The 17,452-nt window shown below is 64.8% G+C and carries 12 protein-coding genes and 1 pseudogene; 8 read left to right on the top strand and 5 right to left on the bottom strand.

Features of this window, described 5'->3' with window-relative positions:
- Positions 1–227: 227 nt before the first annotated feature.
- Positions 228–383 (bottom strand): hypothetical protein, encoded by a 156-nt coding sequence (locus QOU61_RS13740; protein ID WP_289659217.1) that lies wholly within the window; start codon positions 381–383, stop codon positions 228–230.
- A gap of 276 nt (positions 384–659) precedes the next feature.
- On the opposite strand from QOU61_RS13740, the gene ku reads away from it, so the two are divergent.
- Positions 660–1,616 (top strand): non-homologous end joining protein Ku, encoded by a 957-nt coding sequence (gene ku / locus QOU61_RS13735; RefSeq protein ID WP_289659215.1) that lies wholly within the window; start codon positions 660–662, stop codon positions 1,614–1,616.
- 35 nt (positions 1,617–1,651) lie between these two features.
- Here ku and QOU61_RS13730 read toward each other — a convergent pair whose 3' ends face one another.
- A complete protein-coding gene (locus QOU61_RS13730; protein ID WP_289659213.1) occupies positions 1,652–1,816 on the bottom strand; it encodes a Flp family type IVb pilin in 165 nt (54 codons plus the stop codon).
- Between the two features lie 622 nt (positions 1,817–2,438).
- On the opposite strand from QOU61_RS13730, the gene QOU61_RS13725 reads away from it, so the two are divergent.
- The 4 genes from QOU61_RS13725 to QOU61_RS13710 all read left to right on the top strand — a co-directional run bounded on the left by QOU61_RS13725 (position 2,439) and on the right by QOU61_RS13710 (position 10,679).
- Positions 2,439–4,073, top strand: a complete 1,635-nt coding sequence (locus QOU61_RS13725) for a thiamine pyrophosphate-requiring protein (RefSeq protein WP_289659211.1) — start codon at positions 2,439–2,441, stop codon at positions 4,071–4,073.
- A gap of 142 nt (positions 4,074–4,215) precedes the next feature.
- On the top strand, positions 4,216–8,370 hold the full coding sequence (locus QOU61_RS13720; protein ID WP_289659209.1) for a GAF domain-containing protein: 4,155 nt from the start codon (positions 4,216–4,218) through the stop codon (positions 8,368–8,370).
- 2 nt (positions 8,371–8,372) lie between these two features.
- Positions 8,373–8,777: a response regulator gene (locus tag QOU61_RS13715; RefSeq protein ID WP_289659207.1), complete on the top strand. Its 405-nt coding sequence runs from the start codon at positions 8,373–8,375 to the stop codon at positions 8,775–8,777.
- A gap of 351 nt (positions 8,778–9,128) precedes the next feature.
- Entirely contained in the window at positions 9,129–10,679 is a 1,551-nt protein-coding gene (locus tag QOU61_RS13710; protein ID WP_289659205.1) for a L,D-transpeptidase, read from the top strand.
- Between the two features lie 191 nt (positions 10,680–10,870).
- Here the strand turns inward: QOU61_RS13710 and QOU61_RS13705 are convergent, their stop codons facing one another.
- The 3 genes and pseudogenes from QOU61_RS13705 to QOU61_RS13695 form a co-directional block, all read right to left on the bottom strand.
- A complete protein-coding gene (locus tag QOU61_RS13705; RefSeq protein ID WP_289659203.1) occupies positions 10,871–11,164 on the bottom strand; it encodes a hypothetical protein in 294 nt (97 codons plus the stop codon).
- A 244-nt stretch (positions 11,165–11,408) separates the two neighbouring features.
- Positions 11,409–12,988: pseudogene (locus QOU61_RS13700) on the bottom strand (MDR family MFS transporter).
- A 148-nt stretch (positions 12,989–13,136) separates the two neighbouring features.
- The gene (locus QOU61_RS13695) at positions 13,137–13,652 is read right to left on the bottom strand and encodes a YcgN family cysteine cluster protein (RefSeq protein ID WP_289659201.1); all 516 of its coding nucleotides are present in this window, start codon (positions 13,650–13,652) and stop codon (positions 13,137–13,139) included.
- 287 nt (positions 13,653–13,939) lie between these two features.
- Here QOU61_RS13695 and QOU61_RS13690 point away from each other — a divergent pair, with 287 nt between their 5' ends.
- Genes QOU61_RS13690 through QOU61_RS13680 form a run of 3 tightly spaced genes read left to right on the top strand, consistent with a single transcriptional unit; the run spans position 13,940 to position 17,395 of the window.
- Positions 13,940–16,228, top strand: coding sequence for a transglycosylase domain-containing protein (locus QOU61_RS13690; protein WP_289659199.1), 2,289 nt, complete (start codon positions 13,940–13,942; stop codon positions 16,226–16,228).
- A gap of 4 nt (positions 16,229–16,232) precedes the next feature.
- Positions 16,233–16,811: a DUF1214 domain-containing protein gene (locus QOU61_RS13685; RefSeq protein WP_289659197.1), complete on the top strand. Its 579-nt coding sequence runs from the start codon at positions 16,233–16,235 to the stop codon at positions 16,809–16,811.
- Positions 16,808–17,395 carry a DUF1254 domain-containing protein gene (locus tag QOU61_RS13680; RefSeq protein WP_289659196.1) on the top strand — a complete coding sequence of 196 codons (588 nt, stop codon included), beginning with the start codon at positions 16,808–16,810 and terminating at the stop codon, positions 17,393–17,395. Before QOU61_RS13685 ends, QOU61_RS13680 begins: the two co-directional genes overlap by 4 nt.
- The last annotated feature ends 57 nt before the right edge of the window (positions 17,396–17,452 follow it).

The following is a 17,452-nucleotide window of genomic DNA, read 5'->3' as shown; positions in this document are numbered from 1 at the left end:
ATTTGCACGATAGCAGCCGCCAGATGATGCCTGCCGGCGTGAACCGCCCATGAACAGAGCAACACCGCGAACCTTACTTTTTCTTCACAATGGTCAGTCTTTTTTGGGTCAGTCTTTTTTGGCCCGGCAGGAGGCCATGCCACTAGCCCCCAGCGGCGGGTTCTTCAAGCCAATCATCGAAAGCCCGTTTCCCGCCTCGCGGCCAATCGTCGCTGCCGGCGCCTCCATCAGGTCCGGAAAAACGCGAACCAGATCACGCCGAGGATCAGGACCGCGAGCCCCGTGGAGATCGTCAGCAGCGCGAACACCGACGGGCCGGGCTCGGCCTGCCGTGCTTCGGTGGGGGTTTCGACGATCCGGTGCTCTTCTTTGGTCGTTGCCATGGTGACCTCGAATGCTTGGTGCCGTGCGAATCCCCCGCGCGCTCCTAGCGGCCTAAGGTACGGAAGCAACGCCTGAAATCGGCCGATGTTCCGGCCGCCACAGGCCCCCCATTCGGCACCGCAGCTGCCCGTTGCCGGCTACCGGCGGGCCCGCCCTGCCACCGCGCCAAGCAGCGACGGTTAACGCCAACCGGAGATTCCCTTGCGCCCGCATGCCCAAATGGGCCGCCCGCGTGTTATCGTCTGCGATCGTCTGTAGCGTTCCGGAGTAGTCCCATGGCCCCGCGCGCCAACTGGAAGGGTTTTTTGCGGCTTTCGCTCGTCACCTGCCCGGTGGCGCTCTATCCGGCGACGTCGGATACCGAGAAGGTCTCGTTCAACCAGATCAACCGCAAGACCGGCCACCGGATCAAATATTCCAAGGTCGACGCCGAGACCGGCGAGGAAGTCTCCTCCGAGGACATCGTCAAGGGCTACAAGGTCGACACCGACACCTATATCGAGATCAGCAAGGACGAGCTCGACGACATCGCGCTGGAATCGACGCACACGATCGAGATCGACGAGTTCGTGCCGCGATCGGAGATCGACAACCGCTACCTGATCCGGCCCTATTATCTCGTGCCCGACGGCAAGGTCGGCCACGACGCGTTCGCCGTGATCCGCGAGACCATTCGCACGATGAACAAGGTCGCGATCGGCCGCATCGTCTTGACCAACCGCGAGCACATCGTGGCGCTCGAGCCGCTCGGCAAGGGCCTGATGGGCACGCTGCTGCGCTACCCCTACGAGGTGCGCAGCGAGAAGGAATATTTCGACGACATCCAGGACGTGAAAATCACCAAGGACATGCTCGAGCTCGCCAAGCACATCGTCGAGCAGAAATCGGCGGATTTCGAGCCGGAGAATTTCGAGGATCACTACGAGACCGCGCTGATCGACCTGATCAACAAGAAGCGCAGCGGCGCGCGGATCGAGCCGAAGGCGGCGCCGAAGACCGGCGGCAACGTCATCAACCTGATGGACGCCCTGAAGAAGAGCCTCGCCAGCGAGCGGAAGGCGGAGCCGGCCGCAAAGGCGAAGGGCCGCAAGGCGAACAAGCGTGTCGAGGGCCAGCGCGAAATGCTGTTGCCGATCGCTGGCAGCGGCAGCGGCAAGCGTGCCGCGAAGGAAACGCCGAAGAAGGCGGAGAAGCCGGTGCGCGCCCCTGCCCGCTCCAAAAAGGCCGGCTAGCGTCGTGGTTCAAAGGTTTCGATCTGGCGGGAAGGCTATTTCAGCGACGTGCTGACCGTGGAGAAAGTGCCGCTCAGCTTGGTGCCCATGCCGTTGACGGCGGCCACGATCACGATGCTGATCCCACAGCCAATGATGGCGTATTCGATCGCAGTCGCACCCGACTGATCGGCCCAGAATCCAGCAAGCAGCCGGCGCATGGAAGGCTCCTGTCAACGGATCGCGCGGGATTTTCGCCCGCCCATCCCGGATGCGCAATCTAGGGTTGGACATGTTGCAGGCGCGTTCATGAACAGGCTGAATCATTCGTTAAGATCGACCCATCGCGCCGATGTTTCGGAGAGGTCCAGGCCGGTGAGATCCCCGAAAGCCCGATCCTGCCTTGCGACCTAGGTCCGATTTGCCGGCAAAGAGCCGGCTCGCCTTGCGGTTGAACCGCAACGGCACCGGAAAGATCCTGTCAATCTCATCTGCGACAAGCCCAAGGAGCGACAAGGCCAAGGAGCGGCGCCCCCAGGAGCGGCGTGCCATCGAGTCTTCTCGTCCAGCCGGTCACCGGGCGGGCGGCGGTGACCGGGCGGTCATGCGTCTGGTCACCGGCTGGCCATACGCCCGGTCACCGGGTGGTCGGCGCGATATTCAACCCTCGTACCACGCTGGCCAGACCTTCGCCGGTGGGCAGCGGGCAAGGAGCGAAATGCAAAACGGGATATCAGAGCTTCCCGGACGCGCTGGCGCCCGCGCTTTACCGATCCGCCGATCTCTGTTCCAACTAGCGCCCAAAAGGCCGGGCCTGCGCCCCGGCGCTTCTGGGAGGTCGGCATGAAGCTCGGCACCGCGATTGCGGAAATCATGAAGCGCGAGGGGATCGAGATCCTCTGCGGCTATCCCGTCAACCACCTGATCGAACATGCGGCCAAGGCCGACATCCGCCCGGTGATGGTGCGCCAGGAGCGCATCGGCCTGCACATGGCGGACGCGATCTCGCGCGTCAGCTCGGGCCGGTCCATCGGCGCGTTCTGCATGCAGCACGGTCCCGGCGCGGAGAACGCGATGGGCGGCGTCGCCCAGTGCTTCGGCGAGTCGGTGCCGGTCCTGGTGCTGCCGATGGGCTATCCGCGCCGGCTTTCCAATATCGAGCCGAATTTCAATTCCAGCCAGGCCATGAAGGCGTTCGCGAAATCCAGCGAGCCGATCAACCTTGCCGCCGAGGTCGGCAACATCTTCCGCCGCGCCTTCACCAGGCTGAAGAACGGCCGCGGCGGCCCCGTGATCGTCGAAATCCCGGCCGACATGTGGAATGAGGAGGTCCCGGAACCGCTCGCCTACACCCCGGCGCTGCGCACCCGCTACGGCGCCGATCCCGTGCATGTGAAAGAGGCCGCGCAGCTCCTGATCGACGCCAGGCGGCCGGTGATCTATGCCGGCCAGGGCGTGCATTATGCGCAGGCCTGGCCGCAACTGAAGCGGCTCGCCGAGCGGCTGGCGATCCCGGTCACCACCAGCCTCGGGGGCAAATCGTCCTTTCCCGAGACGCACCCGCTCTCGCTCGGCTCGGGCGGGCTGGCGGTGCCGCGCGCGGTGCCGAAATTCCTCGATGAAGCCGACGTGATCTTCGGCATCGGCTGCTCCTTCACCGAAACCAATTTCGGCATCACTATGCCGAAAGGAAAGACCATCATCCATTCGACGCTCGATCCCAGCCATCTCAACAAGGACGTCGAGGCCAAGGTCGGCCTCGTCGGCGATGCCGGTCTCGTGCTCGATGCGCTGCTCGAAGAGATCGGCAAGAGCGTCACCGCGAACCGCGACGCGTCGGCGGTCGCAGCCGAGATCGCAGCCCACCACAGGGAATGGCTGGCAAAGTGGATGCCGAAGCTCACCAGCAACGATGCGCCGCTCAATCCCTACCGCGTGCTCTGGGATCTGCAGCACACCGTGGACATCAGCAACACCATCATCACGCATGACGCCGGCAGTCCGCGCGACCAGCTCTCGCCATTCTGGAAGTCGGTCGAGCCCTTGTCCTATCTCGGCTGGGGCAAGACCACGCAGCTCGGCTACGGCCTCGGGCTCGCAATGGGCGCCAAGCTCGCGAAACCCGACAAGCTCTGCATCAACGTGTGGGGCGATGCCGCGATCGGCTTCACCGGCATGGATTTCGAGACCGCCGTGCGCGAGCGCATCCCGATCCTGTCGATCCTGCTCAACAACTTCTCGATGGCGATCGAATTGAAGGTGATGCCGGTCTCGACCGAGAAATATCGCTCCACGGATATCTCCGGCGATTATGCCGCGATGGCGCGCGCCTTCGGCGGCCATGGCGAGCGGGTGATGCGGCCGGAAGACATCGTGCCGGCGATCAGGCGGGGCATCGAGAAGACCCGCCAGGGCGTGCCCACGCTGCTGGAATTCATCACCAGCAAGGAGACCGAGGTCTCCCGGCCGGGCACCTGAGCCCCGCCGGCGGCCGGCGCCGGCGAAACAGCCGCACCGAGCGCTGGCCGCGGGAGCCGGCTGATGGGATAATGCATACAGGACCCGGCGGTCCGGACCTCTGCGCTGCCAGCCGGCAGCCGGCAAAGGGCTGACAAACCGAATGACTGCACTCTCCCAGGACGAGGTGGCCGACCTCAGGCGGCAGCTCGCCGAATTGGAACGGAAGCTCAAGTCGGAGGCGGCCGAGAACGCCGAGCTGCGGACCGCGCTGCGCGCCGCGATCGACGGCCAGAATGCAACGTCCGACATTTTGAAAATGATCGCGAGCTCCCCCGCCGACGTACAGCCGGTGTTCGATGAGATCCTCGATCGGGCGTTGCATCTTTGCGAAGCGGCGTTCGGATTTCTGACAACCTATGACGGCGAGCAATTTGAGGTCGCGGCGCAGCATGGGGTGCCGCTGGAGCTCGCCCGGTATTTCGCCGCGGGAACGGATCAACCCCGGCCGGGAGATGCGCATTGGCGTTTGCTGGGCGGTGAGGACCTGATTCACAATCTGGATCAGAAGGACGAGGACGCCTATCGAGCGGGAAATCCGTGGCGCCGAGCCGTGGTGGATCTCGGCGGCGCGCGATCCGCATTGGTGGTTGCGCTTCGCCGAAGCGGATCGTTGCGCGGCGCGATAACGATCTATCGCAAGGAGGTCAGGCCGTTCTCTGATTCCCAGATCGCCTTATTGCGCTATTTCGCCGACCAGGCAGTGATTGCGATCGAGAATGTGCGTCTTTTCAACGAGACCCGCGATGCGCTGGAACGGCAGACCGCGACGGCCGACATCCTGAAGGTGATCGCAAGCTCGCCCTCGGACGTGCAGCCGGTGTTTACGGCCATTGCCGAGAGCGCCAGGCGCCTGCTCGGCGGCTTTTCGACCACGGTCCTGCGCTTCATCGGCGACGAGCTGCACCTGGTGGCCTATACGCCGACCACGCCGACGGCGGACGCGGCGCTCAGCAGGGCATTCCCGCGGTCCCTCGCCGAGTTTCAGGTCTTTGCGCTGGTCCGCGACGGCCAGACCGTGCAATTTCCGGATACCGAGGCCCCCGATGTGCCGCCTGCCAACCGGGACCTGGCACGGCTGCGCGGTTTCCGCAGCGTTCTGTTCACGCCGTTGATGAACCGCGGCGAGCCGATCGGCATCATCAGCGTGACGCGCGCAAAACCCGGGCCGTTCGCCGACAACCACGTCCAGCTCCTCAAGACATTCGCCGACCAGGCGGTCATCGCGATCGAGAATGCGCGGCTGTTCAACGAAACCCGGGAAGCACTGGAACGCCAGACCGCGACCGCCGACGTGCTCAAGGTGATCGCGAGCTCGCCATCGGACGTGCAGCCGGTTTTCGAGACGATCGTGGAAAGTGCGAAGCGCCTGCTTGGCGGCTTCTCCAGCACCGTCTACCGCTTCATCGAGGGCCAGACTCACCTCGCGGCGTTCACGCCAACGACGCCGGAGGCGGATGAAATCCTCAAATCAACCTTCCCGCTTCCAGTCGCCTATTTCGAACCGTTCAAGGTGGCGCAGGCCGGCGAAGTCACGCAGATCACCGATACCGAGGCCTTGACGGGCGAAATCCTGGCGATTGCGCGGGCACGCGGCTTCCGCAGCATGCTGTTCGCGCCGCTGGTGAACAAGGGCACCTCGATCGGATTGATCGCGGTGACCCGCGTCCAGCCAGGCACTTTTGCCGAACATCACGTGCAGCTGCTGCAAACCTTCGCCGACCAGGCAGTGATCGCGATCGAGAATGCGCGGCTGTTCGAGGAGGTACAGGCGAAAACGGCGGACCTGGAAGAATCCCTCCAACAGCAGACCGCGACCGCCGACGTGCTGAAGGTCATCAGCCGGTCGGCATTCGATCTACAGATCGTGCTTGATACCCTCGTCGAGTCGGCGGCGCGTCTGTGCGAGGCGGATATGGCAGCGATCACCCGTCAAAAGGGCGGCGAGTATTTCCGTGCCGGTTCATACGGGTTTGGTCCGCAGTTCATGGATTATGTCAAGGACATCCCGGTCAAGCCTGAACGTTCGACCATTACCGGGCGGACCTTGCTCGACGGCAAGGTGACCCATGTGCCCGACGTGCACGTTGACCCCGACTACACCTTTTCGGAAGCCCAGAGGCTTAGCGGCGACCCCCGCACGTTTCTCGGTGTACCCCTGCTGCGCGAAGGAAAGCCCGTCGGCGCGCTCGTGCTGTTGCGTCGAAAGGTGCGGCCCTTTACCGACAAGCAGATCGAGCTCGTTACCACCTTCGCCGACCAGGCGGTGATCGCGATCGAGAATGTCCGCCTATTCGACGAAGTGCAGGCGCGGACGCAGGAACTTTCCGAAGCGCTGGAGCAGCAGACCGCGACCTCCGAGGTCCTGAGCGTCATCTCGAGCTCGGCCGGCGATCTCGCTCCCGTGTTCGACGCGATGCTCAGCAAGGCGATGCAGCTCTGCACCGCCAATTTCGGCGTGCTCAACACCTTCGACGGTACGCAGTTTCACACTGCGGCCACCCACGGGCTCCCGCCAGCCTATGACGAGTTCCGGCGAAGCCAGCCGCTCAACTACGCCCCGGGCACCGCGCCGGCTCGCCTGCTGGAGGGCGAACCATTCGTCGAAATCGTCGACCTTGTCGACACCGAGGCGTATCGCCGCGGCGACCTCAACCGCCGCGCCCTGGTCGACATCGGGGGTGCGCGCAGCCTGCTCGCGGTTCCTCTGCTCAAGGACGAGCGCGTGGTCGGCAACGTCATGATCTTCCGGCAGGAGCAACTGCCGTTTTCGGAAAAGCAGATCGCGCTCCTGCAGCAGTTCGCAGCGCAAGCCGTCATCGCCATCGAGAACACGCGGCTGCTTCGCGAGTTGCGCGAACGAACGGACGATTTGAGCGAGTCCCTGCAGCAGCAGACGGCGACCGCCGACGTGCTGAAAGTGATCAGCCGCTCGGCGTTCGACCTGCAGATCGTCCTCGACACGCTGACGGAATCGGCGGCGCGGCTCTGCCGTGCGGACATGGCTGCGATCGTCCGACAGGAGGCCGACGGCAGCTACCACCACGCCACCAGATACAACTTTCCCGCGCAGTGGGCGGCGGTCTCGGATGCCTTTCGACTGCGTCCTGAGCGCGGCAGTCTGGTCGGACGCGTCCTGTTGGCGCGCAAGGCCGTGCAAATCGGCGACGTTCTGGCTGATGCCGAATACGCATATCCCGAAGTGCAAAAGGCCGGCGGCTTTCGCACGCTGCTCGGCGTTCCGCTGCTTCGATCAGGGGACCCCATCGGGGTGCTGTTTCTCGGCCGCGAAACAGTCGAGCCGTTCGTCGACAAGCAGATCGAGCTGGTCCAGACTTTCGCAGACCAGGCGGTGATCGCCATCGAGAACGTCCGCCTGTTCGACGAGGTGCAGGCGCGCACCCGGGAACTCGCGAAATCTCTCGAAGAGCTGCGCACCGCGCAGGACCGCCTGATCCAGACCGAGAAGCTCGCTTCGCTCGGCCAGCTCACCGCGGGCATCGCGCATGAGATCAAGAACCCGCTCAACTTCGTCAACAATTTCGCGGCGCTGTCGGCCGAATTGACCGACGAACTGAACGACGTGCTCGCGCAGGCGACACTTGCCGGGAAAATCCGCGCTGATGTCGACGAGCTGACCGGGCTGCTCAAGGACAACCTCGAGAAGGTGGTGCAGCACGGCAAGCGCGCCGATTCCATCGTGAAAAGCATGCTGCTGCACTCGCGCGAAGGCTCCGGCGAGCACCGCCCTGCCGACGTCAACGCGCTCGTCGACGAAAGCATCAACCTCGCCTATCACGGCGCCCGCGCCGAGAAGCCGCAATTCAACGTCACGCTGCAGCGCGACCTCGACCCCGATGCCGGCACGATCGAGGCGTTCCCGCAGGAAATCACCCGGGTGCTCCTGAATTTGATCGCAAATGCCTTCTATGCGGTGACCAAGCGCAAGGCCGAGGGCGAGCCTGTCTTCGAGCCCACCGTCCGCGCCACGACGCGAAACCGTGGCAGCCATGTCGAGATCCGGATTCGCGACAACGGCACGGGAATTCCACCCGAGGTGAAGGAAAGGATGTTCAATCCCTTTTTCACCACCAAGCCGGCCGGCGAAGGCACCGGGCTTGGGCTGTCGATGAGCCACGACATCGTCGTAAAACAGCACAGTGGCACGATCGAGGTCGATACTGCTCCGGGGGAATTCACCGAATTCATCCTGCTATTGCCGCGAACCAGCAATTTTTCAAATAGGACCAGGGGTTAGACGTGAGCGTTCTTGTTCTTGTGGTGGATGATGAGCCCGACGTGGAGGCCCTGTTCCGCCAGCAATTCCGGCGCGACCTGCGCGCGCAACGCTTTGTGATGGACTTTGCCAATTCCGCCGCCGACGCGCTGTCGCGCATCGCCTCCTCGATCGGCCAATCGCTGATCCTGGTCCTGTCCGACATCAACATGCCCGGGATGACGGGGCTCGAAATGCTGCCCAAGGTCAAGGAGATCAGGCCCGAGGTGCCGGTGATCATGATCACGGCCTATGGCGATGCCGAAACCAGGCGCAAGGCGCTCGAAAGCGGCGCGCAGGGGCTTTTGACCAAGCCGATCGACTTTGCGCAGTTGCGCGAGGAGATCGACGCAAGGCTCGCGCCGCCGGGCCATGGCATGAACCGATAGATTCAGAATGATCCGCAGACGTCCGCCTTGGTGCCCCATTCCGGACTTAAGCCGGACATCGTGTGACGTCGGAAAACGGGCCGGCAGGCGATATCGGATCGGTCTAGTGGTCCGATTCTAACATTCGCATCCCGTCACGGCAGGCTCTTTTGCGAATGTTAGAATCAAAGGACCACTAGCAAATGATTGTTTCTAGTGGAGCTTTGGATTTGACGTTCGCATCCAGGAATCGCGGTGAAGGGGTAGCGAACGTCAAATCCGCTCCACTAGCCGTTTCGGGGTGAGTCAAATAAGCTCGTCGCCAATCTTGATCGACGCAAGCGCAGACAGGCATTTCAACCGGGGCATGGCATGGTAAATCGACTCATGACGGCGCAATCCCCCGTGGCGATACGACATTGGGGATTTCCCGCCGTTGTGACGCTCGCGGCAATGGCGCTACTTGCGGCGCTGACCTCCGACGCCGCGGCGAGACAGGCGCGCACCGCATCACCCGTCGAGGCGACGGCGCCGCGCGATGCAGGCGAGCCGATCATGGCGATCGTGTCGATCAAGACTCAGCAGGTCACTTTCTACGACGCCGAGGGTTGGATCCTGCGCGCGCCGGTGTCGACCGGCACCACGGGACGCGAGACGCCTGCCGGCGTCTTCGCTGTCATCGAGAAAGACAAGGACCACCACTCGACCCTCTATGACGATGCCTGGATGCCGAACATGCAGCGCATCACCTGGAACGGCATCGCGCTGCACGGCGGGCCGCTGCCCGGCTATGCGGCCTCGCACGGCTGCGTGCGAATGCCCTACGACTTTGCGGAGAACTTGTTCGACAAGACGTGGATCGGTATGCGGGTGATCATCGCGCCGAACGACGCCGCCCCAGTCGAGTTTTCCCACCCGGCGCTATTCGTGCCGCGCGCGGAAGCCATCGCGGCTGCTCCGGCGCGCGCCGAAACGCTCGCCCGCGAGGCCGAGGAAGCGGCCAGGACAGCCGACGAGGCGAAGAAAGCCGCCGCGACAACGGCGCGCGAGACGGCATCGCTCACGGCGTCGCTGCGCAAGCTGGAGTGGCTCAAGACCCGCGCCGACGCCGAGCTCGCGTTCGCCGACAAGACGCTCGCCGCCGCAAAGACGGACCAGGCCAAGGCGCGGGCCGAGGAGCAGAAGCAGAAGGCCGCCGTTCGGGCCGCGGAAGTTGGGACGCAGTTCGACACCGCCAAGGCCGACGCGAAGTCGAAACTCGACGCCGCCGCCGCCGCAAAGGACGCCGCCAAAGCGGCCCAGACCAGGAAGGCCGACACCGCCAAGGCGGCGCGCGAGGCGAAGCTCGCGCTCGAGCCGGTCTCGCTCTACATCAGCCGCGCGACGCAGAAGCTTTACGTGCGGCGCAACACGCATAAGCAGTGGCCGGACGGGGGCGAGGTGTTCGATGCGACCATTGAGGTTCCGGTCACGATCCGCAATCCCGACAGGCGAATCGGCACGCATGTGTTCACGGCGATGGCGCGCAACGATGCCGGCCTGCGCTGGACCGCGGTCACGATCGACGACGGGGACGACGCCAAGGACGCGCTCGACCGCATTACTATCCCGCAGGATGTGCTCGACCGCATCGCGCCAACGGCATTGCCGCGATCCTCGATCATCGTCTCGGACGAGCCGCTGAGCCGCGAAACCAACTATCGCACCGAGTTTGTGGCGGTGCTGAACAACCAGCCCCAGGGCGGCTTCGTGACGCGCCGGCCTACGGTCGAGGTCCCCGTTGCAAGCGGCAACGACTGGGGCAATGACGGCTTCGGCTTCTTTTTCCAGCGCAACTGGAACTCCCAACCTGGCAACCAACCTGGCAATACGCGTCCGCGCGCCGGCCAATACTATCAACCGATGCAACAGCGCTGGTGGTAAAGACGCGGCACGCCGCACGCTGGCCGCATGGTCTTTTCAGACGCCATTCGCGTCGACTGGGTCATGCCCCGACGACGTCCGGTTTACCCCAGGCAGCAGACGCCAAAGCAAGTGTCGAGATTCGACGCCAAGATCCGAAGGCGTGACAAGCAGCGTATCGACGTCGATAACGCGTTTGGGGCCCGCCCTCGTCACTTCGAGGGCCATTCGATTGCGCCGCAATTCTTGCGGTGCGCCATCATGCAGTGCTCCGCGCTCGTGTCGTCGGCCAGCTCGGTCATGAGCAGATAGCCCAGTACAAGAATTGCGCCGAGGACGGCGACGAAAATGGCCTTGGCCCGGTTCGAAACCGGTTGCTCGTTCTTGCCGGCATCGGGCCTTCGCCGCTCGTTTGCTGGAGAAGAAGGGTCCTGGTTCGACACGGCTTTGCTGTCCGCTCGTGTGGCAAGCACACCAGCGGCCACGACCGGGTCGGTCGCGGACAAGCCTGCCCTCCGGGCATCCAGTATGCTGTATGCTTGAAGTAAGCAGGCGCCGTGCCGAACCCAATAAATTCTTCTTTACGAGCGCAAGTCGCAAAAAAGATACAGAGACCGCCCGGCCGCATAGGCGTGCAAGCCGCCTACTGCGGGATTTCCCTGAACTCAGCAGATGCCGAGCGAACGTCCGCTGTGGATCACCTTCCAGAGCAGTCATTTCCGGGAATCGAGCGCCGGGGTTGGAACACCCCTACTCCGCCATCTCCATCGGCCGCGATGCGGGGCCGGCCAGCGGCCGCTCCTCCATCGCGATCATGCACAGCATGGCACCGACCATCAGCGCCGCAGCCGCACCGAACACGTAGCGGAACGCGATGACCATGTCGGCGACCGGAATCGAGCTCACCGGGCCGCGATGTTCACCCGCAAGCGAGATATCCGCGCCGAGCGCCATCAACAGGATGGCGGTGAAGACCGCGACCATCAGTGAAGCCATCAGGGCGCGGAAGAAATTCATCGCGCCGGTGACGGTGCCGACCTGCGAACGCACCACCGCGTTCTGCAGCGAAACCACGCTGATCGGGAATGCGGTGCCGAGCCGAGCGCGTACACCGACAGCAGCACGAGCAGCCCCCACAGCGGCAGCGTCGTCAGCGCCATGATGGCGCCGCACACGGCGGCAACCGCCGTGCCGACCACCGCGACGCGCTTGTAGTGCCTGGCGCGCGCCATGGTGCGGCCGGCGATCGCGGCCCCGCCGGTCGAGATCGCCGCGAGCGGGATCAGCGCAAGCCCGGCCTCACTGGCGCTCAGGCGATAGACGACCTCGTAATAGAGCGGCAGATGCACGGTGAGACCCATCATCGCGCCGAGCGCGCAGCCGCCAGCACCCATGGCATAGGGCACCACCGAGCCGCCCATCAGCGGCAGCGGCAGGAACGGCTCGTCCGTCCGCCGCGCGTACCAGACGAAGGCGAATGCGAGCGCAATCGAGGCACCGACCATCGCAAGGATCGTCGGCGACAGCCAGAGGTAACGATTGCCGCCCCAGGTCAGCACCAGCATGATCACGACGGCGGAGGCCATCAGGAGCACGCCGCCAAGCCAGTCAACCTTGCGCCGACGGTGATAGGTCGGGATCTTGGCCATCTTCGGCAGCAGCATCCCGAGCGAGGCAAGGCCGAGCGGCACGTTGATCCAGAAGATCATCGACCAGTGCAGATGTTCGGCGAACACGCCGCCGAGGATCGGGCCGCCGACGCCGGCGGCGACCCACACGCCGCTGAAATAGGCCTGGTACTGGCCGCGCTCGCGCGGCGTGACCAGATCGGAGATGATGGTCTGCACCAGCGGCAGGATGCCGCCGCCGCCGAGCCCCTGCAGGCCCCGCGCCAGAATCAGCACGGGCATGTTCGGCGCCACCGCGCATAGCACCGAGCCCAACAGGAATAGGCTCAGCGAGACGATGATCATGGCGCGGCGGCCGTAGATGTCGCTCAGCGTACCGAACACGGGCGCGACCGCGGTCGAGGCCAGAAGATAGGCCGTGATCACCCAGGACAGATTGGTGACGTCATGGAACTGGCGGCCGATGGTCGGCAGCGCGGTGGCGACGATGGTCTGGTCGAGCGCCGCCAGGAACATGGTCAGCATCAGGCTGGCCAGGATGGTGCGGACCTCTTCGGGAGACAGTGGCGCGCGCGGCGCGATCGGCGGGGCATCGCCGATGTCGATCACCTCGGTCGACAGATGCGAGAGCTCGCCGGCGAGCTCTTCGGGCAATGTCTGTTCATCGGCAGGTCGACGGCTCTGCCGTTCGAACTTGTTCATGGGCGATTTTTTTATTGCTGCGCAGCAGAAAGCCGCGGGGAATCGCGGCTTCCTCCATATTTAGGCGGCAAAGCGCTGCTGCGGCAGCGGGTTGAGCGCATAGGTGCGTCCCGCTGCTGTGCCCATGAATTCGCGGAAACGTGAACGCTTACGGCTTTGGGCGCTTCTTGAGGCGGGCGCGCTTCGGCAATTGCGCAGGCCATTGCACGATGTGGTCTTCGAGATCGGCAACCGCGATCTCTTCCTCGGTTCCCTGCACCCGGCCCCGCACGGAGACGCCGGCCTCATGGACCGTGTTGGGATCGCCCGACACCAGCGGATGCCACCAATAGAGGTCGCGCCCCTCCGCCACCAGGCGATAGGCGCAGCTTGGAGGCAGCCAGTTGAGGGTGCGCACGTTTTCCGGGGTGAGCCGGACGCAGTCGGAAACCTTGTCAGATCGGTTCGGATAGTCCTTGCAGGCGCACAGGCCCGCATCCAGAAGCCGGCAGGCGACGTGGGTGAAATAGATCCGGCCGGTGTCCTCGTCTTCCAGCTTTTCCAGGCAGCAGCGCGCGCAGCCGTCGCACAGGCTTTCCCATTCGGCGTCAGACATTTCCTCCAACGCCTTGGTTTTCCAGAAAAATCCGGCTTGGTCCGAGGGTCGTTTGGGCGGCGCGGTCATGGCTGAATGTGCTGATCGATGAGGTTTTGCATCGAACCCTTCTAGGAGCAGGCCAAGGCCGCCTGCAAGTGGGGGCGAATGCTGCGCCCACAAGGGGCGGCGTTAGGCTTTGCGGTTAAAATCGCGAGCCAGACCATTGGTTTATCAAGCCCGCTCGGCTAGATAGGGATGAGTCTCCCGGAGGCGAGCAAACCGCCTTGGGTTTGCCGCAACACTCCAGCAAGACGTTCTGGCGACGCCCGGCCGGGGCGATCGAACGGTTCGAACTGGCAAGGTCTTAGGTCCCGGTGCGCACGATCATCCCAGAGGATTGGAAGCGGCGGATCAACAATTTCCGCCTGGATCTGGATGCGCGCTTTGATTCCGGGCTGTTCTCTTCGCTGCGCGGCGCGCGCGAGCTCTATGAGCGCTATTCGGCCTTCATGGACCGCTTCTATGTCGGCCGCTGGAAGCGCTGGGTGTTCATCGAGCCCCTCTCGGAAGCCGCCACCATCGGGCTCGGCGGCCTGCTCTTGATGCTCACCCTCGCGATCCCCGCCTTTCGCGAGACCGCCGACGAGGACTGGCTGAAGAAATCCGACCTCGCGGTGACCTTCCTCGACCGCTACGGCAACCCGATCGGCAGCCGCGGCATCAAGCACAACGACTCGATCCCGCTGGAAGATTTTCCGGACAACCTGATCAAGGCGACGCTCGCCACCGAAGACCGCCGCTTCTACGACCATTTCGGCATCGACATCGCGGGCACGGCGCGCGCGCTCGTCACCAACGCCCAGGCCGGCGGCGTGCGCCAAGGCGGCTCCTCGATCACCCAGCAGCTCGCCAAGAACCTGTTCCTCAACAACGAGCGCACCATCGAGCGCAAGATCAAGGAAGCGTTCCTCGCGGTCTGGCTCGAGACGCGACTGACCAAGAACGAGATCCTCAAGCTCTATCTCGACCGCGCCTATATGGGCGGCGGCACCTTCGGCGTCGACGGCGCCGCGCATTTCTACTTCAACAAGTCGGTGCGCGACGTCAATCTCGCGGAAGCCGCGATGCTCGCTGGCCTGTTCAAGGCGCCGACCAAATACGCGCCGCACATCAACCTGCCGGCGGCGCGCGCCCGCGCCAACGTCGTGCTCGACAACCTGGTCGATGCCGGCTTCATGACCGAGGGCCAGGTGTTCGGCGCCCGCCGCAACCCGGCATTCGCGGTCGACCGCCGTGACGAAAACTCGCCGAACTACTATCTCGACTACGCCTTCGACGAGATGCGCAAGCTCGTCGACACCTTCCCGAGGTCCTATACCGAGCGCGTCTTCGTGGTGCGGACCGCGATCGACATGAACGTGCAGCGCGCCGCCGAAGAGGCGATCGAGAACCAGCTCCGCCAGTTCGGCCGCGACTATCACGCGACGCAGGCGGCGACCGTCGTCGCCGACCTCGACGGCGGCATCCGCGCCATGGTCGGCGGCCGCGACTACGGCGCGAGCCAGTTCAACCGCGCCACCGACGCCTACCGCCAGCCCGGCTCGTCGTTCAAACCCTATGTCTACACCACGGCGCTGCTCAACGGCTTCAAGCCGACCTCGATCGTGGTCGACGGCCCGGTCTGCATCGGCAACTGGTGCCCGCAGAACTACGGCCACTCCTATTCCGGCGCGGTGACGCTGACGCAGGCGATCACCCGCTCGATCAACGTGGTGCCGGTGAAGCTTTCGATCGCGCTCGGCGGCAAGTCACCGAACCCGGCCAAGGTCGGCCGCGCCAAGATCGTCGAGGTGGCGCGCCGCTTCGGCATCAAGGCGCCGCTGCCGGACACGCCGTCGCTGCCGATCGGCTCCGACGAAGTTACCGTGATCGAGCACGCGGTCGCCTACGCCACCTTCCCCAACAAAGGCAAGTCGGTGACGCCGCATTCGGTGCTCGAGGTGCGAACCGGCACCGGCGATCTGGTGTGGCGCTGGGATCGCGACGGGCCGAAGCCCAAGCAGGCCATTCCGCCTGCGACCGCCGCCGACATGGCGGGCATGATGAGCCACGTCGTCAGCGAAGGCACCGCGCGCCGCGCCGCGCTCGACGGCATTCCGACCGCCGGCAAGACCGGCACCACCAATGCCTATCGCGACGCCTGGTTCGTCGGCTATACCGGCAACTTCACCTGCGCGGTCTGGTACGGCAATGACGACTACTCGCCGACCAACCGCATGACCGGCGGCTCGCTGCCGGCACAGACCTGGCACGACATCATGACCGTGGCGCATCAGGGCGTCGAGATCAAGGAAATCGCGGGCATCGGCATGGGCCAGAAGCTGCCGCAGCCGACGACGCCGGCGACCGTCGCCGCGGCGGGCGCGCCGAAGCCGCCGGAGATCAAGCCGGGACCGCCGCCGGTGCTGACGCGGCGCGGCGCCGACATCCTGGTGCGGGTCGAGAAGCTGCTCGACGAAGCCGCCAAGACCGCGACCAAGACCACGGAGGAATCGACCAAACCGACCAAGCCGGTCTCGTCGAGTTCGCTGGCCTTCCCGGAAAGCCTTGCGTCGGCGGCACCGGGCAGCGCTACCCCGTCGGCGGCGCCACGCAAGAACTAGACCCGTGCGGCTCGTCCTCATCACCCTGCTCGCGCTCCTGCTCGCCGCCTTCGTCGGCGTCGGCTCAACCTGGATGACGGCGACGCGCGGCACCGATCTCGGCACGCTGACGATCGGCGCCTGGACCGCGCGGCCGAAGAGCGGCACCTCCGACATCGATCCCTATTCGCGCGCCACCATCGTGCGCAACGGCGAGCTGCCGATCGGCACCGGCGACGGCGTCGCGTTCACCGCCACCACCGACGACAGGAAGAAGCCGCTCGACGGGCGCTGCGACGTCGTGGTGAGCGGCGTGACGCCTGCTGCCCGGTTCTGGACGCTGACGCTCTACGACCAGAAGGGCCATCTCGTCGCCAACGCGCTGCAGCGTTACGGCTTCACCAGCCAGGAGATCATCCGCGGCTCCGACGGCTCCTTCGAGATCCGCGTCGCCTCGCGCTCGCGCGCCGGCAACTGGCTGCCCACCGGCGGCATCGAGCGCTATGCGCTGATGCTGCGGCTCTACGACACGCCGGTCGGGGTTGCGACGCGGACGCAGCGCGACGCGCCGATGCCCTCGATCGCGACGGTGGGCTGCCCATGATCCGGCTGGTGTTCACGATCATCGCGGGCGTGCTGCTCGGCGGCGTGGTGCATCTGGTCAGCGTGCTCGCATTGCCGCGGATCGCGACCCAGGACGCCTATTCACGCCTCACTCCGATGACCAAGCTCAACGCGGTGACGCCGCTGCCGCTCGCCGAGCCCGGCAACTCGCCGATGCCGTTCATGGACCCGGCGTTTGCGACCGCGATCTGCCGCTACGATCTGTCCACCGGACCGATCAAGCTCGCGGTCCCTGTGAGCCAGGCCTACACCTCGGTGTCGTTCTATACCCGCAACGAGATCGCCTACTACGCGATCAACGACCGCTCGGCGGGGCGCAAGGTGATCGAGCTCGACCTGATGACCGAGGCGCAGCACAACGATCTGCCGGAGGACGAGGAAGTCACCGCGGCCGACCGGCTGATCATCGATTCGCCGACCGCCACCGGGTTGATCGTGATGAAGGCGCTGGCGCCGGAGCCGGGCCTGATGCCACAGGCGCGCGCCTCACTCGCCACCGCAAGCTGCAAGGTGCAGACGGAGGCGCCGGCCAAGCAGGCGGAAGCGCCGACCCGGAAGCGCTGACGAACGCTGGTGGTCCGATTCTAACATTCGCATCCCGTCACGGCAGGCCCTTTTGCG

The organism is Bradyrhizobium sp. NP1, assembly GCF_030378205.1.
Classification (GTDB): Bacteria; Pseudomonadota; Alphaproteobacteria; order Rhizobiales; family Xanthobacteraceae; genus Bradyrhizobium.
The sequence above is the reverse complement of the archived record's forward strand: the minus strand, read 5'-3'. Positions and strand labels throughout refer to the sequence as shown.